Annotated in this window: 21 protein-coding genes and 2 tRNA genes; 17 read left to right on the forward strand and 6 right to left on the reverse strand. The window is 39.9% G+C overall.

The window, feature by feature from the left end; translation table 11 throughout:
• Positions 1-2 precede the first annotated feature (2 nt).
• From AW165_RS15580 to AW165_RS15595, 4 genes are read left to right on the forward strand one after another with little or no spacing between them, the layout of a single operon-like run.
• Positions 3-3653: an outer membrane lipoprotein-sorting protein gene (locus AW165_RS15580; RefSeq protein WP_060466355.1), complete on the forward strand. Its 3651-nt coding sequence runs from the start codon at positions 3-5 to the stop codon at positions 3651-3653.
• On the forward strand, positions 3650-4924 hold the full coding sequence (locus AW165_RS15585) for a DUF1302 family protein (protein WP_060466356.1): 1275 nt from the start codon (positions 3650-3652) through the stop codon (positions 4922-4924). The genes AW165_RS15580 and AW165_RS15585 overlap by 4 nt, the downstream gene beginning before the upstream one ends.
• A 53-nt stretch (positions 4925-4977) precedes the next feature.
• Positions 4978-6843, forward strand: coding sequence for an alpha/beta fold hydrolase (locus tag AW165_RS15590; protein WP_060466357.1), 1866 nt, complete (start codon positions 4978-4980; stop codon positions 6841-6843).
• Positions 6836-7597, forward strand: coding sequence for a 4'-phosphopantetheinyl transferase family protein (locus AW165_RS15595; RefSeq protein WP_060466358.1), 762 nt, complete (start codon positions 6836-6838; stop codon positions 7595-7597). Before AW165_RS15590 ends, AW165_RS15595 begins: the two co-directional genes overlap by 8 nt.
• A 163-nt stretch (positions 7598-7760) precedes the next feature.
• Here the strand turns inward: AW165_RS15595 and AW165_RS15600 are convergent.
• Positions 7761-7836: transfer RNA gene (locus tag AW165_RS15600), tRNA-Gly, on the reverse strand.
• Between the two features lie 45 nt (positions 7837-7881).
• A tRNA-Gly gene (locus AW165_RS15605) sits at positions 7882-7957 on the reverse strand.
• A 230-nt stretch (positions 7958-8187) separates the two neighbouring features.
• Between AW165_RS15605 and AW165_RS15610 the strand changes: the two genes are divergently transcribed.
• The 5 genes from AW165_RS15610 to AW165_RS15630 all read left to right on the forward strand — a co-directional run bounded on the left by AW165_RS15610 (position 8188) and on the right by AW165_RS15630 (position 11021).
• Positions 8188-8496 carry a BolA family protein gene (locus AW165_RS15610; RefSeq protein ID WP_060466359.1) on the forward strand — a complete coding sequence of 103 codons (309 nt, stop codon included), beginning with the start codon at positions 8188-8190 and terminating at the stop codon, positions 8494-8496.
• An 11-nt stretch (positions 8497-8507) separates the two neighbouring features.
• Positions 8508-8900 (forward strand): SirB2 family protein, encoded by a 393-nt coding sequence (locus tag AW165_RS15615; protein WP_005071964.1) that lies wholly within the window; start codon positions 8508-8510, stop codon positions 8898-8900.
• Positions 8901-8976: 76 nt separating this feature from the next.
• A complete protein-coding gene (locus tag AW165_RS15620) occupies positions 8977-9819 on the forward strand; it encodes a ParA family protein (RefSeq protein ID WP_002114096.1) in 843 nt (280 codons plus the stop codon).
• Between the two features lie 10 nt (positions 9820-9829).
• Positions 9830-10216 carry a hypothetical protein gene (locus tag AW165_RS15625; protein ID WP_060466360.1) on the forward strand — a complete coding sequence of 129 codons (387 nt, stop codon included), beginning with the start codon at positions 9830-9832 and terminating at the stop codon, positions 10214-10216.
• Positions 10217-10430: 214 nt separating this feature from the next.
• Positions 10431-11021 (forward strand): LysE family translocator, encoded by a 591-nt coding sequence (locus AW165_RS15630; protein ID WP_060466361.1) that lies wholly within the window; start codon positions 10431-10433, stop codon positions 11019-11021.
• Positions 11022-11029: 8 nt separating this feature from the next.
• Here the strand turns inward: AW165_RS15630 and AW165_RS15635 are convergent, their stop codons facing one another.
• The gene (locus AW165_RS15635; protein ID WP_005071971.1) at positions 11030-11671 is read right to left on the reverse strand and encodes a DedA family protein; all 642 of its coding nucleotides are present in this window, start codon (positions 11669-11671) and stop codon (positions 11030-11032) included.
• A 194-nt stretch (positions 11672-11865) separates the two neighbouring features.
• Here AW165_RS15635 and AW165_RS15640 point away from each other — a divergent pair, with 194 nt between their 5' ends.
• Positions 11866-12303 carry a DoxX family protein gene (locus tag AW165_RS15640; RefSeq protein WP_060466362.1) on the forward strand — a complete coding sequence of 146 codons (438 nt, stop codon included), beginning with the start codon at positions 11866-11868 and terminating at the stop codon, positions 12301-12303.
• 66 nt (positions 12304-12369) lie between these two features.
• On the opposite strand, the gene AW165_RS15645 is transcribed toward AW165_RS15640, so the two are convergent.
• Positions 12370-13587, reverse strand: a complete 1218-nt coding sequence (locus AW165_RS15645; RefSeq protein WP_014208114.1) for a DUF445 domain-containing protein — start codon at positions 13585-13587, stop codon at positions 12370-12372.
• Positions 13588-13972: 385 nt separating this feature from the next.
• On the opposite strand from AW165_RS15645, the gene guaA reads away from it, so the two are divergent.
• From guaA to AW165_RS15680, 7 genes are all read left to right on the forward strand, one after another.
• Entirely contained in the window at positions 13973-15541 is a 1569-nt protein-coding gene (gene guaA, locus AW165_RS15650; protein WP_002114136.1) for a glutamine-hydrolyzing GMP synthase, read from the forward strand.
• A gap of 172 nt (positions 15542-15713) precedes the next feature.
• Positions 15714-16058, forward strand: coding sequence for an SMI1/KNR4 family protein (locus tag AW165_RS15655; RefSeq protein ID WP_060466363.1), 345 nt, complete (start codon positions 15714-15716; stop codon positions 16056-16058).
• Positions 16059-16283: 225 nt separating this feature from the next.
• Entirely contained in the window at positions 16284-16790 is a 507-nt protein-coding gene (locus AW165_RS15660) for a PadR family transcriptional regulator (protein ID WP_060466364.1), read from the forward strand.
• A gap of 60 nt (positions 16791-16850) precedes the next feature.
• Positions 16851-17156, forward strand: a complete 306-nt coding sequence (locus AW165_RS15665; protein WP_060466365.1) for a DUF3861 domain-containing protein — start codon at positions 16851-16853, stop codon at positions 17154-17156.
• A gap of 156 nt (positions 17157-17312) precedes the next feature.
• A complete protein-coding gene (locus AW165_RS15670) occupies positions 17313-18260 on the forward strand; it encodes a pirin family protein (protein ID WP_002114082.1) in 948 nt (315 codons plus the stop codon).
• On the forward strand, positions 18257-18664 hold the full coding sequence (locus tag AW165_RS15675) for an OsmC family protein (protein WP_002114081.1): 408 nt from the start codon (positions 18257-18259) through the stop codon (positions 18662-18664). The genes AW165_RS15670 and AW165_RS15675 overlap by 4 nt, the downstream gene beginning before the upstream one ends.
• A 113-nt stretch (positions 18665-18777) precedes the next feature.
• The gene (locus tag AW165_RS15680) at positions 18778-19446 is read left to right on the forward strand and encodes a glutathione S-transferase (RefSeq protein WP_014208119.1); all 669 of its coding nucleotides are present in this window, start codon (positions 18778-18780) and stop codon (positions 19444-19446) included.
• Between the two features lie 40 nt (positions 19447-19486).
• Here the strand turns inward: AW165_RS15680 and AW165_RS15685 are convergent, their stop codons facing one another.
• Together AW165_RS15685 and argS are read right to left on the reverse strand one after the other, a co-directional pair.
• The gene (locus AW165_RS15685; RefSeq protein ID WP_032063709.1) at positions 19487-20101 is read right to left on the reverse strand and encodes an SPOR domain-containing protein; all 615 of its coding nucleotides are present in this window, start codon (positions 20099-20101) and stop codon (positions 19487-19489) included.
• 157 nt (positions 20102-20258) lie between these two features.
• Positions 20259-22049 (reverse strand): arginine--tRNA ligase, encoded by a 1791-nt coding sequence (gene argS, locus AW165_RS15690; RefSeq protein ID WP_017387379.1) that lies wholly within the window; start codon positions 22047-22049, stop codon positions 20259-20261.
• Positions 22050-22106: the final 57 nt, after the last annotated feature.

The following is a 22106-nucleotide window of genomic DNA, read 5'->3' on the forward strand; positions in this document are numbered from 1 at the left end:
CTATGGTGACCATAGAACATGCTTTCCTCATACCGGCCGAGATTGACAAGGTTTTCAACTATCTTGCAAACCCGGCCAATGATGCAGGTTGGCAATTGTCATGTAAGCATTCTGAGCTGCTAGACAGTACTCCGCGTGTGGGTAGTAAGTACGAAATTGGTTTTAGCTTTATTGGGCGTGAAATGTCCTTTAAAGGTGAAATTACACATCTAGTACCGAACGAATTGTATGCGTTTAAAGTAGTGGAAGGACCCTTTCACTACACTGGTACTTACCGTTTCAAGCCACATCCGGAAGGTACGTGGATTGAATGGGTGTTTGAGGCAGAACCAGGTAGCTTTTTTGGTGTATTACCGCCAGCGCTGCTAAAAAAGATGGTGCTCGCTCAGTTCAAGAAAGATGTTGATAATCTTCAAGCATTGGCTCAGAAGGGTGAAGCCTATGAGTCAGTTGGTAATGAAAATAAACCAACACATGAGACCAATAAACCACCTCGTAAGACTCAACAAATGATGGAGAAATATGCGCGTTGGATTCTTAGCCATCGTCGTATTGTCTTGACTGTGGTGATGCTCTTAACACTTGCTCTAGCGTATCTGGCATCTGGCGTAAAAATTATTATTGACCCAGATGCACTTGCGCCTAAAGGGCATCCTTACATCACCTCGACCAAGCTGATTGAAAAGAAATTCGGCTCCAAATATATGGTCGTGATCGGGATTACACCGAAGCAGGGTGATATTTATCAGCCGCAAGTGTTGGAAAAAGTTAAACGCATTACCGAAGAAGTTGATAATGCACCGGGCGTGGTCCGTTCCACTATGATGAGTCTGGCTGCACGTCAGGCAAAAGGTATCGAGGCGAATGCAGAAGGGTTCGATGCCAAGAAACTATTGCCGAGTAGTTCAGTCACTCAGGAAGATATTGATCACCTGAAAAAACTACTGGCACTGAATCCAACCTATATGAATTCAGTAGTATCTAAAGATCAACGAACTGCTGCGATTTTGCTTGAGCTTGAGGAAAGTCCAGAGGGCTTCCAAAAGATGATGGGCCCAATCAACAAAATCGTAGAGAGCGAACAGTCTAAAGATATGACCATCAGTGTCGGTGGTAATCCTGTGTATCTGGATAAAGCTGAAGACTACTCTAAGCGTATCAATATCTTGTTCCCGATTGCCGTATTGGTGATTGGTTTATTGCACTTTGAAGCATTCCGAAGCAAGCAAGGTTTGATTCTGCCACTCGTTACAGCTTTGTTGGCTGTGGCATGGGGTATGGGCATGATGGGCTTGTTCAAACAGCCAATGGATATCTTTAACTCACCTACACCAATTCTGATTCTGGCCATTGCAGCAGGGCACGCCGTGCAGTTGCTCAAGCGCTACTATGAAGATTTTGATCGTTTGATTGCTCAGGGAATGGAACCTAAAGCTGCCAATAGCGAAGCTGTAGTGCAGTCTTTGGTTCGTGTGGGTCCGGTTATGGTGTTGGCTGGTGGTATTGCAGCGGCTGGATTCTTCTCTCTGTTGACCTTCAACATTCCAACGATTCGTTCATTTGGTATTTTTACAGGAATTGGGATCATCAGTACGCTGGTGATTGAGATGACTTTTATTCCAGCACTCCGCTCAATGTTGCCACCGCCTTCGGCTACAAAGGTCAAACGTAAAGGTTTGCCTATCTGGGATTGGATTCCAAACCGTATTGGTGATGTCATTTTGTCAGTCCGTCCGCGAATGATGTTAATGACTGCAATTGCTGCGATGGGTGTCCTTCTTGCGATCGGCACTAGCCGTATTGTGGTCGATAACGATAGCCGTAATTTCTTCTCTCGTGACCTACCAATGCAGCAAGACGACAGATTTTTAAATCAGTCTCTTGGTGGCACAAACAGCCTTTACATTATGGTTGATACGAAGGTTCGTGATGGTATTGAAAACCCTGAAATCCTAAAAGCGATTGATAATACAGAAAAGTTCGCGAATTCAATTCCAGAGGTGGGTAAAACCATCTCTATCGTGGACTATATCAAACGAATGAATCAGGCAATGAATGCCGATCAGCCACAGGCATTTCAGGTTCCTGCAACCAAAGATGTCGTTGCTCAGTATCTGCTGTTGTATTCAATGTCGGGTGAGCCGACTGATTTTGAATCTTACATTGATACCACTCAACGCTATGCCAAGATCACGATTCTTCTGAAAACAGGTAGTAATCATCGAATCAAAGAAATCCTTGAGTCGCTAAAAACGTATATGGCGGGTCAATTGGGTGATAAAGCTGTAGTGAGTTTTGGTGGTGACGTGACGCAAACCATTGCTTTGACTGAAACGATGGTTCACGGCAAGCTCATGAACATTCTACAAATTTCGTTTGCCGTATTCTTTATTTCAGCACTGGTTTTCCGTTCGATTTCAGCTGGACTGATTGTCCTGACACCACTTCTGTTCTCAATTCTTGCCATCTTTGGCGTGATGGGCTGGCTCGACATTCCGCTCAATATTCCGAATTCACTTATCTCGGCCATGGCCGTAGGTATTGGTGCAGATTACGCCATCTACTTCCTCTATCGCTTGCGTGAAATCTTGCGTGAAGAAGAGGGCGATATCAAAGATGCGATTCGTAAAACTTTAAGTACTGCTGGTAAGGCTTCGCTTTTTGTTGCGACTGCGGTCGCTGGTGGGTATGGCGTATTGTCTTTGTCGCAAGGCTTCCATGTCCATCAATGGCTAGCAATGTTTATTGTGATTGCAATGCTTTTCAGTGTATTTGCAACCTTAATTATGGTACCTACAATGATTCTGATGTTGAAACCTCGTTTTATCTTTTCTTCAAAGAAGAAGAGCCTTCCTATTGCACAAACAGTTGTGACAAGCCTTTTGTTGGGTACGGCACTTACCTTTTCATTGCCTAAAACATCTCATGCAGATGAAGTTCAAGACATTGTTAATCGTAGTAATGATGCCTCTAAGTTCTTGTCTTCAAGTGCTAGCGCCAAATTTATTTTGACCTCTAAAAGTGGTGAGCAACGTGTACGCCTGACTAAAAATATGACCAAGCTTGCGGGAAATACTCAGAACAACATGCGTTTGACCGAGTTTATCTCGCCAGCAGATGTACAAGGCACCACAACGCTATTGATTGAGAATGCAAAAGGCAGTGATAGCATGTTTGTCTATTTGCCTGCATTGAAAAAAGTACGCCGTCTTGCATCAGCGAATAAAGGTGATGCTTTTATTGGCACGGACTTTAGTTATGGTGATGTCCTTGGCTATAAGTTAAGTGACTGGAAGTACACGAAGCTTGCAGATGGCAAATTTAATGGTAAAGATTGTTACATGATCGAAGCAACGCCAATCAATAATACTGTGAAGAGTGACTTTGGTTATAGCAAACGTCGCATGTGCATACTCAAAGACAACTTTGTTACAGCAACCATCGACATTTGGGATACAGCAGGCAAACCATTAAAGCATATTGAATTCACGGATATCCGTCCTTACGGCAAAGTGAAACCAAGATGGCAAGCCATGAAATCTATGGCGAAGAATCTGCAAACTCAGCATATGACACAAGTGATCGTCAATGATTTTGTCGCAGAAAAAACTTTATCCGATAAGATTTTCTCACCGCAGAGTCTTGAAAAATGACGCAAGGTGCCTATTGGGTATTTGCATGCTGCAGTAGCTTTATGCTACTGCAGCATGCTTATGCAGATGACAACGAAATTAGTTTTGTGAGCCAGAACTCAGCCAGACTCGATGTCTGGTCATCAGATCGGGATTTAAGTTCTTTAAAAAACATTGGGCAAGCAAGTTTCTGGTCCAATGGTACACTCAAGTTTAACCCTGAGTTCAAGATCCGTTATGACATAAATATTGGAGATGAAACGGACCATACTGTAAACCCAGATCAGGTGAGTAAGGTGAATCGCAACTTACGTGAGTTGTATGTCTCTTACAACTGGGATCAGACATTCTATCTTGATGTTGGTCGTCAGGTTGTCGTCTGGGGGAGAGCTGATGGGATTAATCCAACAGATAATCTATCGCCTCGTGACTATACGCGTTTAGTACCAGATGAGACAGATCAACGTCTTGGAAATGATGCACTCAAATTGACGTATATTCCTGAATCTGGAACTAATAAGTGGACTGCATTGTGGTATCCGCGTAGTCGTTCAGATGTGATTCCATTGCGTCAGATTGCTGGTGTTCAGTATGACATAGACCGTAAGAGCCGTCCTGCATTTGCAATGCGTTGGGATTATTCCGTAGATGGTCTAGATGTAGGTGCATCGTATTTCTCAGGTTCGGACCATATGCCTGATCTGTCAGTTCTTTCAGCGTCTCCAACAGGAGAGGCCACATTGCAGCTGAAAAATAATCCTATGTCTGTCTATGGAGTTGATTTCAGTTATAACCATAACGATATTGTGTGGAGAGGTGAAGCGGCATATACCCACACTGACTCGAATGGTAGTGAAGATCTTACGCACAAAAAAAATAATCTGACCGTAGTCATGGGACCAGAATTAGCATTGAAGAATTCTACCCTGAGTTTGGTCGGCGTGTACAAACATACGGAAGACTTTAGATCCGCCGATAGTCTAACCAATCCATCATTGAGAGAAGTTTACCGTTATCAGCAAACCATCAGTAATCAATATGAGCAGGATCAGTACGGAGCTATGTTGCGCTATGCACTTAATCTACTGAATGATAATCTGAAATTAGAAGTAACAGGATTCTATTTTGCACCAGAGCCTAATGAATTATTAAGAGTACGTATTAATTACAACCTCGATGACCACTGGCAGTTTAATGTAGGTGGAGATCGCTTCTGGGGCAGAAATGATACGGTGTTAGGACAATTTAGAGATAACAGTCTGGTATATGGCCAGGTTCGATATAACTTTTAAGACAATTCGCTCCAAAACAATGCTGGAGTGCCCAGTATCTAATAAGGTGATATATGGATAATTTAAATAACGCAAAAAAAGATAATTTTTCACAGAAGACCATATTAGTAACAGGTGCGGCGGGTTTCATTGGCAGTAGACTGATCGTTGATCTTCTGCGTGAAGGTCATCAGGTGATTGCTGCACTGCGCAATGCCGCAACCAAGAAAGATAAGCTGTTAGGTTTTATTGCAACAGAAGGGTTAGTTGATCCATCTATTTCGTTTGTTGAATATGATTTAAGCCGTGACTTTAAGCTGGACTCTTTGCTAGCAGATGCTCAGACAAAGATCCATGTGATTTATCATCTTGCTGCATCATTTAATTGGGGCATTAGTAAAGCTGAAGCTGAGCGTACGAATATTAAGTCCGGCCTTGCCTTGATTGGATGGGCGGCAACATTAAAGCAGCTTGAGCGTTTTATCTGGATTGGTGGATATCGTGTTGCTACTCCACCGCAAGAGTCGGCTGATGAGTTGTATTGCAAACATGGTGGCTATGAGGCTTCGAAAATTTTAGGACATCAAGCTTTTATTGAGGCTTGTAAGCGTTTAAATGTGCCATGGACTGCAATAAATCCGGCGACAGTCATTGATGGTTTTTATAACTATGGCGATATGCAATACATTGGTGTCGCTGACATGATCGATAAGCTATATCAGGGACGTCTGCTGGCATTACCAGGTGGCCGCGATACATTCCTGCCACTGTGCAATATGCAATATATCGTGAGCTTCTTGATCCGAACGATGTCTTATCCTGAGACGATTGCTCAGGAGTATATGTTGCTTGATCCTGCGACACCAAAACTTCATCGTCTAGTTCATCTCGCTGCCGAGCATTTAGGGGTTAGCTCACCACATTTACAAGTACCCAAAGGTCTATTAGAGAAACTACCTGAGGCATTGCTTGGTGGCTCAAAAGAGCAGCTCGCTTTCATTTCTACCGAGCACTATCATATTGCTGGGGCTGAGGCGATGGCGGCGAAGATGGGCATCGCAGACCTGATCAATATCATGCCTTATTTTTCTCGCTGGATTGATCGTTTGGTGCTTACACGCTTTGGTCGTATGCAAGCTCCAACACCTAATTCTTTTAGCTATCAGAACCGATATTGGACAGAAATCTATACTAAACAGCCTGTTGGTTCAGAAAAATCTTCCGCACTATTTTTACACGGCATTCCATTCGATAGCGCATGTTGGTCTCCAATCATCAATAAAATTACATATGATCAGGTCGCTATGATGGACTTACCCGGACTTGGGCATTCAGGTAGTTATGAGGTGATAGAAGACAACAACCATCAGTTTATCGATACTGCTGCAAAGCTTTTAGCGCCAAATAGTGTTGTGATTGCCCACTCGTTAGGATGTCTCTTTGCATTGAGCCTTGCAAAGAAATACCCAGATAAAGTTGCACGCCTTATTCTCATATCGCCTTATTTTGTTCAGGCACAGGCTGCCAAAATGTTTCAGATACAAGCTATATCTAATCTCATTTTCCGTTTTGTGCCAAAAGATGTGATTGCTAAAGACTTACATCCAGAGGGACAAAAAAATCCATCTGTTGGTTATGCGATGGATTCATTACGCCGGGTGTCGGTAGCCAAGCATATTAGTGAGTATATGCACCGTATTAGTTTGCCTCAGCAGCGAGCGTCTCAAACAGCTTTGTTAAATGAGCTTGGCTCTAAAGTTGAAATCCTTGTTGGAGAAAAGGACCCAATTGTTACTACAATCAGTCCTAATATTCCTGTACATATCATTGCTGGTGCAGGTCATAATCCGCACGTTACCCATGTAGAAGCGGTTTATGATTACCTCACACCAGTTCTAACCAAATACATCAGCACCACAGCACAGCTCAGTGATGTCTGATATTTCCAAAGTAGAGGTGTATGTCTGCCCAGTTTCACGGGTGCCACAAAACTACCTCATATTGAGTCATTATCTCAGCTTTCTCAATGCGACAGAAAAGTTGAGATATGATCAATATCATTCTCAGGCTGCACGTCTTTTCTTAATTTCTCGTGTGTTAACGAAGTCTGTTTTAGCAGATAAGCTGGGTATCTCACCCCATGAAGTTAATATTCAATTACAACCGAACGGCAAACCTTTTATACAAGGTAGTAAAGCTGTTTATTTCAATCTTAGTCATTCAGCAGATGTTATTGTCCTTGCTGTGACTAAAGAAGGAGAAATAGGAGTCGATGTTGAACGGGTGGACCGTGAGTTCGATTGGATGCGTGTCGATAGCGTGTTAGCGCCAAGTGAAATTGAATGGATTCAGGAAAATGAAAGGATTGATCCATCCAGTGTATATCAACGGTTTTTTCATATATGGACTTTAAAAGAATCCTATATTAAATGTACTGGTGAAGGAATGAGCCGTCATTTAAAGAAGCTCAACTTTCATGTGTTAGCTGAACATATAGATTTTCTCGATTCGACTGGTGATGTTCAAAAGACAGAAGAATATTATTTCCAAAGCTATGTCTATGATCATAACTTTATCTTTTCAATCTGTTTACAGCAGCTTCTTGCCCAAGAAAAATTGGATCTGGATTGTTTTCAATTAGTGCCATGCATATCTACGCATCACATAACGCCAGTACTCTGCAAATATAACTAGATTAACTCGATACAATTAATAGTTTAAAAATCTGAGTCTATTAATGAAACACTCGGGCTTGAGTCGAGCTATCCTCAAAATATGCTGTGAATCGATAGAACGTAAAATCATGGGTCGATAAAAGGAAAAAAGCCCCAGTCTTTCGACTAGGGCCTTTTAAATTTGGAGCGGGAAACGAGACTCGAACTCGCGACCCCAACCTTGGCAAGGTTATGCTCTACCAACTGAGCTATTCCCGCATATGCAAGCAGTTTTTACTAAAACTTTCTCAAAAAAAACCAATTTGGAGCGGGAAACGAGACTCGAACTCGCGACCCCAACCTTGGCAAGGTTATGCTCTACCAACTGAGCTATTCCCGCGTGCCGCTTATAATACATTAAGCAAAACAAGGGTCAACAACTTTATGCAAATAATTATGCTGATTGCATAAAATAAAAACAGAAATGACCATTTAGCGGTATTTTTGTTGTTAAGTTGCCGAATAAATAGACATTTTGTTTGAAGTCAAAGCATACAAGAGCAACTTTTGTTTGTGTGTAGACAAGGTATACTAGGTTTAAATATACGAATAATCGTAAAAGGAAAAGCTATGAGCCTTGAACAACAGTTGATTGAACGGTTACAAACACTTGCACCTAGTCATTTGGAAGTGACCAATGAGTCTGCCGGGCACGGTGGTTATTTTCCAGGTAAGGAATCTCATTTTAAAGTGATTATAGTGAGCGACGAATTTAATGGATTGCGTTTGGTTCAACGTCATCAAAAAGTATACGCGTTAGCTTCTGATTTGATGAATCCAGGCCAAATTCATGCTTTAGCGATTCATGCTTATTTGCCAAGTGAGTGGCAAGGTCAAGCTCCTGCTAGCCCAGAATGTGCACATGCACCTAAAAGCTAAGGGTTAATTTCATGGATGCACATTTACTCACTAAAATTATTCATATGACTGCGGTAGCTGCCGCACTTATGGTCTTTGTTTTACGCGCTTCAACTCTGTTTATAGGTGTTCAAGGTGAACAACCCAATCCAGCAGGGCGTAAAGTATTAGTTGCCTTACAACATTTGTCATTTACCGTGGTTTTCATTACGGGTGCAATTTTGTTAGTCATGAAAGACTTTCAAGTACAACCGTGGTTTTACGCTAAAATTATTCTATTTTTAGTGTTGTTATCTTCCCTGATGAAAGCCTTTAAAAAAGATGACACTCTTTTGTTGGCACAGCGTCGTGCAGGTTTGGTCATTAGTGCGATTGCATTTATTGCTATTATTATCTTAGTGATTGTGAAACCTGTTTTTGCTTAATTGTTCTACATTCTTTGCCTTTTTGATTAAGCTCTAGGTTAAACTGCGTACAGTAAAATAATATGCAGAGGGAAACATGTTAACTCGTGTGGTGTTTAACCAAAAAGGCGGTGTAGGGAAATCAAGTATTACTGTAAATTTGGCTGCAATTAGTGCCAAACATGGCTTAAGAACATTGGTGATCGATCTTGATCCTCAAGCCAATTCTAGTCAGTATCTTTTAGGTGACGAAGCAACCTATTCTGCTGAAAAATCAATTTTAGAGCCAAATATCGAAAATTTCTTTGATGATGTGTTGGGCAACAATCAACAAAAGGGTTTAATCGGTAATGCATTAGGTTCAATTTTAAAAGCTCCAAGAAATAAAGATCTCGACAGTTTTGTTCATTCAACTCCTTTTGCAAAATTAGATGTGCTTCCAGCAAGTCCCACACTTGGCGCGCTTGAACATGCGCTTGAAAGTAAACATAAAATTTATAAATTACGTGATTCGATCCAAAACTTAGTTGGGCGATATGACCGTATCTATATAGATACACCACCAGCGTTTAACTTTTTTACTCTCTCTGCTTTGATTGCGGCAGATAAAGTACTCATTCCTTTCGACTGTGATGTTTTTTCAAAGCGTGCGTTACAAACATTGATTGAAAATGTTCTCGAAACGCAAGATGATCATAATGATCGCTTGGAAATTGAAGGAATTGTGGTGAATCAATTCCAATCCCAAGCAAAATTACCTCGGGAAGTGGTTCAGCAGTTAAAAGATGAAGGGTTGCCTGTACTCAATAGCATGTTACCGCCTTCGATTTTGATGAAAGAATCGCATCAGAAAAATTTACCTTTGGCCCATTTGGCACCAGAACATAAATTGACTCAAGCTTATGAGATATTGTTTGGTGAGATTGAGCCAAAACGATAAGAGAAAAATGATGAAAGGCTTATATATTGCGCCTTTGGTGGCAGCCACTTTACTCCTTGGCGCTTGTGCTACAACGGTAAAACCGACTTATGTGTCTCCGACACAATATCAATCTTTGAGCTGCCAACAGCTACAAAGTGAATATAACCGTATTCAGCAATATATCGACAATGGCGTGCAAACTCCAAAAAGTACAGGTATGGGTGTTGGTCTTGGACTCGGTGGTGGTTGGGGACGAGGTGGCTGGGGATTCGGTCCATCTATTTCTGTAAACATGGGACAGTCTTCTTCAACGAAAAATACCGAACTTTCACGTGTTTTAGGTCAACAAGAAGCGATTGTTCAGGCTGCTCAGTTCAAAAATTGTCCAATAATTGTTCATAAAAAGACCAATTAATAGTCAACTTTGCATCACAATATGCTAACTAGGGCATGTTGTGATGAATAAAGTTTAGCAAAATGTTTCATAATAAAAGTAATATAAATAAGTAGTTTATCAATTTTTAAGCTTCCAAAATTCTGTATTTTCTGTAATCAAAAAGCCTCATAAACTTGCTATATTTTGCCTGTTTCGTTTAAGGTGGCCCCATCTTAGATATTATGGAAACTTTATGATTGAGAGTTGGTTTTTTGTATTGGCAATGTTGGCTGTTTTGCTCATTCCAGGGCCGACAAATGCTTTACTTGCAACCGCTGCTCACTCTCAAGGTTTAGCTAAAGCGTTTTGGCTTATTCCTATGGAATGGTTAGGCTATGCCTATGGTATTAGTTTTTGGGCTGTGTTTATTCATTTGGCAGCACCAGTTTGGCCTGCGTTATTGCTCATTTTACATATTACAAGTGTGGCATATGTGTTCTGGATGGCATTCCGATTATGGAAAACCACCCATTTACAACAATTTAGTCAAACTCACAGTAACATTCGCCCACGTCAATTATTCTTCTCAACCTTAAAAAATCCGAAATCTTTACTTTTTGCTGCAGGTATTTTCCCTGCTGAAACATGGAATTCGCCTGAAAATTGTCTAATGGTATTTGGTGTTTTTACATTGACGCTCATTCCAGCTGCGAGTTTCTGGATGATTTTTGGACGTGCACTATTAACGGGCCCAGTACAAAAAATAAAAGCCGATCATTTATATAAAGGATCGGCTATGTTGCTTATTTTATGTATGCTTCCAGTGGTATTCCGTTTCTTCTAAATTAAGCCTTAAGCATTGGTTTTCCGGCTTTTTAGCTTTTCACGTATAAAGCCGATGATGCCCGGTAAAACACTAATAATAATGATGCCAAAAATAAGATGAGTGAAGTTATCTTTAACGATTGGCATATTTCCAAATAGATAGCCCAATGCCACAAAAGAAGCGACCCAACAAAATGCGCCAATCACATTATAAGTTAGGAAAAACTTATAGTTCATGCTGCCAGCACCCGCAACAAAAGGGGCAAAAGTACGGGCAAATGGAACAAAGCGAGCAAAAATAATTGTTTTGCCACCATGACGAGCAAAGAATTCTTGAGTTTTAATTAAATGCTGCTTATTAATGAATCGTGAATTCATTTCAAATACACGTGGACCGATAAAACGACCAATATGGTAGTTCACTGTATCGCCTAAAACGGCAGCAATGAAGAGTAGAGCACCCAATAACCATGGATCCATCGCACCTGTAGATGCTGCTAAAGCACCAGCTGCAAATAGTAGACTATCTCCCGGTAAAAACGGCATAACCACTAAACCAGTTTCGACAAAGATAATTAAAAATAAAATGCCATAAATCCACGTCCCGTAATTTGTAATAAACTCGGCGAGATGTTGATCAACGTGTAGAATAAAATCAAGAAGTTCCATGAGATGATTAAGTGGTAAACCGTGCTCAAATCGTAGCAGTGACCCTATAGAAAGTCAGTATAAAACATCAAAAATATACAAATTGATCATCCTGTTTGTGCAACGATATATATGGATTTTGAGTATTTAATTATCAATGTCCCAAACCTAGAATGAGCTCATCAATAAATAAGCATTTAAATAAAGGTGGCAAAATGTTTAATCCAAATGTAGTGGTCAAAAATATCGTAAAGCAATCAGGCGCGGACAGTTTTATTAGCCTTATTGCTCGTCTTCTTATGGCTTATATCTTCCTTGTTGCTGGTTGGGGGAAAATTACCGGTTATGCAGCAACTGCAGGATATATGGAAGCAATGGGTGTACCAGGTGGAATTCTTCCTTTAGTTATCTTGGTTGAGTTTGGTGGTGGTTTAGCCTTGTTATTTGGTTTCCAAGCACGCTTTGCAGCTTTCGGTCTTGGTATCTTTAGTATTTTAACTGCATTCTTGTTCCACCAAGGTGGGGCTGATGCAGCGGCACAATACAATAATGGCATCCACTTTATGAAAAACTTAGCAATGGCAGGTGGTTTATTCTTCCTAATGCTTCATGGTGCTGGCCGTATTAGTCTGGATCATGCAATCGAGAAATAATATTCAAGACAAAATAAAAACCGGATGAGCAATTCATCCGATTTTTTTATTTCTTTATTTTAAAAATTAAAGCATAAATTGGATTTGCAATTCCCCAACCACGAAACCAAGAACTGCGCCGACTGCAATCAAGGCCCACTCATCTTCTTTAAATGCAGGACGTAACATCCCTTCAAATTCAGAAGGTGTTAATTTTTGCATACGTTCAATGAGTGTGCTACGAATATTCATTGCATCTTCTGCATAAGACTCTACATATTTCATCGTCTCTGGAAGCTGTTGCATAATACGTTCAGCAACTTGTGATTTCATATTCTGATATTTTTCTCCGCCAATTGCATATACAACTAAAGGACGAATAACCCCAGCTTGCATATCAATTTCTTGTTTGACATGGCGGTTAACCAGATCAATAACACGCGCTGAATGTGTACCCGAAAATAACTCTTCCATCATGTGACGTGAAGTTAAAAGCTGTTTAGAAATTAAAGCTGCATAGTCAGCTGCAACTTCATTTTGACGTTTAATGAACAGACCTTGCCATGTGTAACCCAATATCTTTTTAGGATAAAGTGGTCTAAACATCATTTGCAGTGCAATCCAGTCACTGAAGAAACCCACAAAACCACCAAACAAAGGTAGCATCCAAGGATATTTTCCTTGAGTGACAATCCAGCACAGCATCTGAATCACACCAATACCGAAGCCAAATACAAAACCTACATTACTGAAAAATTTAAATTCTTGTTTCCCTACACGTTTAAAAATATTGTTGAGTAAACGTTTATCTTTAAGCAAGTTGCTGATAACAAGATGTTTAATATCAAAGTATCGATTCACATCACGCTGTACTTCGCTCATGATGTGTTCAACGATTTCGGGTGCTTTGGATTGCACACGACGGATGAGTCTTTGGCGAGCAAATTCTGGCATGCCTTCCCATAAACCGGGCTGATACTCTTGAGCAACGTCACGGGTAATGTCTTCAGCCGCTGCAAGTAGGGGTTTTTCTATTTCTTTGGCAATACGTTTAGGATCTAGGCGTGCAAAAATTTCTTCAGGTTTAATCAGCTTTGCTGTCATGAGCTCAACAGCAATGGTTGCCATTTTCTCGGCTTTGCGAGGCACAATGCCTTGCCAACCCAAAAATGGTTTAATACCTTTAAATTCAAGTGGTGAAAACATCATCTGGATGGCAACCACCTTGGTGATATAGCCAATTAAACCACTCATAAAAGGAATAGAGACATACAACCAAAAATGTTGCTGGAAATCTGCAATCATAGTTTGAAGCATTGTTGTTCCTTAGATTTCTATTGATTTTGATAGGGGGCAACAAGCCATAAAAATGGATAATTGTTTAAGCACAGACAAATATCGCTTATGGTATCTACCTTTCCATGGTAATGCCTGTTTTATCGGCTCATCTTAACATCAAATTCAAGGTGATGTTGCATAGAATGTGATGAATTTATCAATACACATGGAGTTTTTAAGCGTAACCCATACAGTTGATAAATATAAGTAAATTTTGATTTATATCAAACAATCCAATTATAGAAATGATTCTGATATGAAAAAAATAAGATATATGATGATTTGCGGTGCGCCGAAGCGCGAAAAATGTTAAAATGGCGCGCTTAATTCTTTTGCCATTTAGTGGTTTGTCATGACTACCAATACTCAAATTACTGAAGATCGTATCCTGATTCTGGATTTCGGCTCTCAATATAGTCAGCTCATTGCACGTCGTGTACGTGAAGCTGGTGTTTACTCTGAAATGTATGCTTTTGATATGTCTGAAGAAGACATTCGTGCTTTTAAGCCAAATGGCATTATTTTGTCAGGTGGACCTGAGAGTGTGCATGAAGAAGGCAGCCCTCGCGCACCACAAGTAGTGTTTGAGTTAGGCGTTCCAGTATTGGGTATTTGCTATGGCTTGCAAACCATGTCTGAACAGTTAGGCGGTAAAGTTGAGCCGGGTACTGTACATGAGTTTGGTTATGCCGAAGTTGATATCGTTAAACGCGACCAACTGATTGGTAACTTACAAGACCGTGAAAACCAACTTCATGTTTGGATGAGTCATGGTGACAAAGTTAGCCAGATTCCAGAAGGCTTTACCATTACTGCAAGCACACCAAGCTGTCCAGTTGCTGCTGTAAGTGATGAAGCGCGTCGTTTCTATGGCGTGCAATTCCACCCAGAAGTAACACACACGGCAAAAGGTGAAGAGTTACTTGCAAACTTCGTTCATAAAATTTGTGGATGTGGTGGCCTTTGGACACCTGAACACATCATCGATTTACGTGTAGAACAATTACGTGAACAAATCGGTAATGAAAAAGTTCTTTTAGGCCTTTCAGGTGGTGTTGACTCATCTGTCGTTGCTGCGCTTTTACACAAAGCAATTGGCGACCAGCTAACATGTGTATTTGTTGATAACGGTTTACTTCGTTTAAACGAAGGTGACCAAGTGATGCAAATGTTTGCTGAAAACATGGGTATCCGTGTTATTCGTGCAGATGCTGAACAACGTTTCTTAACTGCATTGGCTGGTGAAGTTGATCCAGAGAAAAAACGTAAAATCATTGGCCGCGAGTTTATTGAAGTATTTGCTGAAGAAGCACGTAAACTTGATGGTGTGAAATTCTTGGCACAAGGTACGATTTACCCAGACGTAATCGAATCTGCTGCAAGCAAACAAGGTAAAGCACACGTAATTAAATCACACCACAACGTGGGTGGTTTACCAGAAGATTTAGCATTTGAATTGGTAGAACCTTTACGTGACTTGTTCAAAGATGAAGTTCGTAAATTAGGTACTACACTTGGCTTGCCACATAGCATGATTTACCGTCATCCATTCCCGGGCCCAGGTTTAGGTGTTCGTATTTTGGGTGAAGTGAAGAAAGAATATGCTGATATTCTTCGTCTTGCTGATGACATCTTCATGCAAGAGCTTCGTGACAGCGGTTGGTATGATAAAACTGCTCAAGCGTTTGCCGTATTCCAACCTGTTAAGTCAGTTGGTGTTGTAGGTGATGGTCGTCGTTATGCATGGGTAATTGCGCTTCGTGCAGTTGAAACGGTTGACTTTATGACAGCTCGTTTTGCACATTTACCATACGAATTGGTTGATAAAATCTCAACGCGTATTATGAATGAAATTAAAGATGTATCACGTGTTGTATACGACGTGTCATCTAAACCACCAGCAACGATTGAGTGGGAATAATTTTCCTCTAGTTGTTGTTAAAAAAGGACGCATTAGCGTCCTTTTTTATTACTTAACGATTTTAATAAGAGTAAATTTATTAGCTCAAGGAACTGTATATAGAGGGTTGAATATAATATTTTATAATTTTATATGCTGGATTGGTTTTATCTAATTTTAAGGTCTAAAGGTTATGCCCCTATTAAATGAAATAAGAGCAAAAATTGAAAGAGATTTCCATAGACAACTACCAGATATATATTTTGAATTATTAAAATTTTCAAATGGTTTTTTATTTGAAAGTGGCGTAGTTATTTATTCTTCTGATGAGGTTTTTGAAAGAAATCAAACTTTTGAAGTGCAAAAGTATGCTGGAGATTATTTAGCCATAGGTGATGATAGTGGTGGAATATCAATTCTTATACCATTTCTAGGGACAGGTGTTTTTGCCGTAGATCAAGGCAGCATGGATCCTAATGACATGAGTAAAATTAGTGATTCCTTAATGAACTGGTTTAAAGCTGGATGCCAAATTTAGCTTTTGGCAAATGAATTTTAAATAAGATAAATAAACCAAGGTTGGTTTATAAGAATGGTTTTTAAGAGTGCTTAAGCACTCTTTTTTATTACTTAGCTTTTAAAGCTCAAAATTAATTTTTATAACTATCAAAGCAATAGATCAACTCTTATTACTTTTACTTGATCAAAGATATACTAAGATATATCTTAATAATTATAAATTGATCATTTTGGATCTTAAAAGATGAAACAACAATCAGAACAGCATCATGCTGAACATCATCGTTCGGGACGCCGTGGAAGACTTTTTGAAGCTGGACGCATGAAACTTTTGGTACTCCACCTTATTCAGCAAAGCCCAAAGCATGGCTATGAAATCATTAAAGAAATAAGTGATTTGGTAGGCGATGGCTATACGCCAAGCGCAGGAACAATTTATCCAACATTAACCAGTCTTGAAGAAATGAATTTGATTAATTTACTGGATGTAGAGCGTAAGCAATATCAAATCACGGAATTTGGGAAAGCTTACTTAGCTGAACAACAAGACAAGTTGAAAGAGTTATTAGAAAAATTACGCCTTAGACGTGAAATTCACAGTAATGATGAATTAATCGAAATTCATCGTGCAATGGAAAACCTAAAAACAGCCTTGCGTTTGAAGTTGAACTCGGCAGGTCTCCAACAAGAGCAGATTTATCAAATTGCCGAAAAAATTGATCAGGCTGCTGTTGCTATTGGGCGGCTATAAATCGACCTTAAACAAGTTGAAATTTTTCAAAGTTATTAATTTTTAAAAGAGAATTTATATATGAAACAACATCAATATCATGTCACGGTACAACACTTAAAAAATGCAAAAGGAGAGGCCTCTACTTATACTGAACGCCTTGGGTTCTATGCGGGAAATCATGACGATATTTTTGAAATTGTTGAACGCTTAAAAAAAGCAGATTTTTTTGATGATGAAACAACAAAATCTTTTGGAGTTGGGCTAAAACTTTTTAGTGAGGTTATGCTTGAAAACCGTGACCACCCACTATTTCAAGAGTTTCTCCCACAATTTAGTCAATTTATGAAAAACCTAAAACAGCTCGTTAAAACTCAATCATCTTAAGCTGCTCAATGCAGCTTTAATGTTATGTAATTAACAAATGATTGTCTCATTCATAGCACCCTGTGTATTACTAAAAGACTATATTGAATAATGAGTGTATTGTTAAGATCATTACAACGACTCATTGCAAAAGCATAGGTAAAAGAGAGTAATATCATGAGCAATAATAATGATTACGATATTTCTGATTCAAAGGATTGCGAAAAATTTGCCAATCAGTTTATTCAGGAATTTCCAATTCGCTCTGCTGAAATTGGACAGGGGACAGTCATTAAGCGGGCTTTACCTAGCCGACAAAAACGAATGATTGGTGCTTGGTGTTTCCTAGATCATGCGGGCCCAGTAACTTTTCCAGCGGGTGATGGTTTAGATGTTGGTCCTCATCCTCATATTGGTTTGCAAACCTTCACGTGGATGATTGAAGGCACCATGATGCATACCGATAGCTTAGGCTCAAAACAATTGATTCGCCCTAAGCAAGTTAATTTAATGACGGCAGGTCACGGAATTTCACATACAGAAGTTGCACCTGATACTGAAACTCAAATGCACGCTGCTCAGCTCTGGATTGCTTTACCAGATGCTAAGCGCAACATGGATCCGAAATTTGAACATTATCCTGAACTGCCTGTTGTTGAGAAAGACGGTCTAGAGTTTACCGTGCTTGTGGGTGAGTATTTGGCAACTACTTCTCCAGTCTTGGTACATACGCCGTTAGTGGGTGTTGACCTCATTGCTACCGAAGATACGAAAACCCGCATTCCATTAAATCCTAATTATGAATATGGTTTTATGGCGCTTGAGGGTAGTGCTCATGTAAATGGCCATGAGTTAACTGCTGACAACATGGTGGTATTAGATACGGGTCTTAGTGAAATCGAGATTGAAGTAAAAAAAGGTAACCGTATTCTTTTGATTGGCGGTGAACCGTTTGAAACACCAATTTTGCTATGGTGGAACTTTGTTGCACGTACAATGGATGATTTAAAAGAAGCCCGTGAGCAATGGATTAACCATGATGCACGTTTTGGTGAAATTCCAGATTATGTTGGTGCACGTTTAGAAGCCCCTGTTCTTCCAGATCAAATGAGAGCATCAAAATGACAGCAGTAATCGCAAGCAGTAAAGCAAAGCCCCTTGCTGAACAATGGAAGGGCGAAATCACCAGTGGTCGTCACCAATATTTTTGTGATGAGCCAGAAAAGTTAGAAGGGCAAGATCAAGGCCCAGCGCCATATGATTTGCTCACTGGAAGTTTAGCCGCGTGTACGCTCATTACTTTAAGAATGTACGCAAAGCATAAGGGTTATGATTTTGGTGAGTTTTCGGTTGAAATCGATTTTCATACCAATAGAGAACATGAAGAACATATAGAACGTCGTATTGTTTTTAAAGACTTACCAAACGAAGAGCTTCAACAAAAAATCTTAGCGGTATGCGGAAAAACCCCAGTCACTAAAACTTTGTTACGTAGTTTAGACATTCATACTGTGCTTGTTACAGCGTAAAAATGCTATTTTGTTGAGGTGGATGATTTTATATCCATCCCACAAATGGAATAAAACAGCATGTTCACATGCTGTTTTTTATGTAAAAAAGAAAAATAAAAGCAGGCAATAACATGATTAGTGTACACCACCTGGAATGTTCGCGATCGTTTCGAATTCTATGGGCTTTAGAAGAATTAGGCTTAGATTATGATATTCATTATTATCAACGCTTACCTAACTATTCCGCTCCAGAAACATTGAAATGTATTCATCCTTTAGGTAAAGCTCCGATTTTGACTGATGATGAACAAGTCATCGCAGAATCAGCTGTGATTTTAGAATATTTACAGCAGCGTTATGATCAGAAGCAACAATTTAAACCTAAAGAGCCACAAGATTTACAGCAGTATATTTACTGGATGCACTATGCTGAAGGTTCGCTTATGCCATTACTGGTCATGACTTTGGTCATGAATAGTGTAAACAAACATGTGCCATGGTTAATTCAGCCAGTAGCTAAAAAAATCACAGAAGGGGTGAAAGCAAATTTTGTTCGACCACGTATGAAAGATCATATTAGTTTTTTAGAAAACTATTTGGCAGAGCATGAATATTTTGCAGGTGATTTTTCATTCGCTGATATTCAAATGAGCTTTCCTTTGGAAGCTTTACAATCTCGCTTACAGGGTAAATACCCTCATATTCAAGCTTTTTTACACCGTATTCAGCAAAGACCTGCGTTTCAAAAAGCGAGACAAAAGGGAATTGGTTCTAATGAAAGGAATTGTGCTGATATTTAAAAGAAAAGGAACAAATATTTGTTCCTTCTTTATTTTCACTTTACTTGCGTTTGATCACGATAGAATCAATGCCACTGTGTTGTAAGGTCTGCTGAGCAGCCAAAGCAGCATCTTGAGTATCATACGGTCCAGAAATAACGCGATACCATGTTTGTCCGTTTTCAGTACTTTTAACTACATCGGCAGATAAGCCATTTAAAATGATTTCTGCACGGCGGGCATCAGCCTGATCAGGATCGTTATAACTACGAACTTGTAAAATATATGTAGGTTGCTGAGGAGTTGTAGCTGACTGATTCGGGTCAATTCCTACACTTTCAGAGGCGGCTGGTTGAGTGGTACTTGGTGCTTCAACGATCATAGCAGTGCCTTGATTTTTACTTTCAGGGATCGCTTGTTCAGGAATAGGGGTAACCTGTTGTTGAGGCAATAGGTCGTAGAAGCGATAGTCTTTATTAGTATCTTCTTCTTGATAATGTTCAGAAGTAATCTGATTTTTCGCAGGAACAGGTTGCCAAGGTTTCCAAAGCATAAGCATTACAGCGATACATAAGACCGCCAAAATAGCGACAAGTGTCCCTAACCATTTGGGAATTATGGGCTTTTTAGGCTTGTTAGGTCTTTCAGATACACCGCGTTGCGTTTTGCCAAACACGTGGATTATTCCTCTGTATTTTGATTGTTTTTTAATTCGAGTTTGAGTCTCGTCTTACGATGCTAAAAACAGTGGTTTGTATTGATATTTTAACTATACAAACCACCGCTTACTATATATTGCATGACCTTTAATTTGCTGTCATGCAATATATTTATTACATAGATTCTGGTGCAGATACACCAAGTAATTCTAAACCATTACGAAGCACTTGTTGTACATTGATTGAAAGCAATAAACGGGCTTGTGTAAGCTCTGCATCATCGCTTAATACTTTATGTTCATTGTACCAACCGTGGAACAGTGCAGCTAACTCTTTTAAGTAGTTACCAACCTGATGAGGTTCATATGCATTTGCAGCACGTAATACCGCGTCTGGGTATGCTGCCAGTTTAGCAAGAATCTCAGTTTCTGCATCAAGAGACAAGCGAGCTGCATGTGGACGAGCAGCGTTTACATCGAATTGTAAATCTGTGCTTACTGCTTTTTCTAACATACGACAAATACGTGCGTGTGCATATTGAATATAGTACACAGCATTGTCTTTACTTTGTGAAACAGCAAGGTCAAGGTCAAAGTCGATGTGTTGTTCACTCTTACGCATTACGTAGTAGAAACGAGCTGCGTCATTGCCCACTTCTTTACGTAAGTCACGTAAAGTCACGAATTGACCTGAACGAGAAGACATTTGAACCATCTCACCGCCACGCCATAAACTTACAAACTGAACTAAAAGAACAGTCAATTTCTTAGAGTCGTAACCCATTGCATCAATCGCCGCTTTTACGCGAGAAATATAGCCATGGTGGTCAGAACCCCAAATATCGATTAGGTCAGTATAACCACGTTGTAGTTTATTTAAGTGGTATGCAATGTCAGATGCAAAGTAAGTCGTTTGGCCATTACGACGCTTAACAACACGGTCTTTTTCATCACCAAATTCAGTCGACTTGAACCAGATGTTGCCATCTTTTTCATAAAGGAAGCCACGTTGATCAAGTGTTTCTAAAGCTTCATCAATTTTTGCACTAAGAGATGCTTCACTAAACCATTGGTTGAACGTTACACCAAAGTCAGCAAGGTCATCTTTAATGTCATCTAAAATGGCATGAAGAGCAGCTTGGTGGAATACGCGGTAACCTTCACCTAACAATTGTTGTGAGTTGGCAATAAGGCCATCAATATGCTTTTCTTTATCACCAGATAACACAACTTTGTTGCCTTCGCTATCTAGCTCTTCAGCATATTGCACATCTTCTGGTACATCTTTATAAACATTCGCAACTTCACGAACGTAAGCATCGCCATCTTTATCAATAATACCTTGTGCGATTTCTTTAACGTAATCGCCTTGATATGCATTTTTAGGGAATACAAGGTTTTGTCCAAGTAGTTCCAAGTAACGTAAATAAGTAGAAGTCGCCAAAATATCCATTTGACGGCCAGCATCATTCACGTAGTATTCGCGGTCAACTTTAGCACCTGTTGCTTCAAGTAAATTAGCAACAGTCATACCGTATGCCGCACCACGACCATGACCTACGTGTAGGCTAGACGTTGGGTTTGCAGAAACAAATTCGACTTGAATCTTTTTCGCTGCATTTGCTTGGCTACGACCAAAAATTTCTTTTTGTGCTTGAATTTGATCAAGAATAGCAAAGCGCTGGTCTGCATTTAAAAAGAAGTTAATAAATCCGGGTCCTGCGATTTCAGCTTTACTGATATCTGCCACTTCCGGTAATGCAGCTAGAACTTTCTCAGCTAAATCACGTGGTTTCATACCAGCAGCTTTCGAGCCGATCATGGCAATATTAGAAGCAAAGTCGCCATGGCTTCGGTCTTTGGTGCGTGTTAAGTTGCTTGTGTTTTTCCAGTCGGAAGGAAGCACCCCTTCTTGTTGAAGAGTTTGCACTGCATGGTCGAGAGCTGCTTGTATTGCCGTATTCATATCAATCGAAAATAGATGTCGCAGAAAAACGTCAAATATAGCAAATTTCCGATGACT

Source organism: Acinetobacter sp. LMB-5 (assembly GCF_001541635.1).
Lineage (GTDB): Bacteria > Pseudomonadota > Gammaproteobacteria > Pseudomonadales > Moraxellaceae > Acinetobacter > Acinetobacter pittii.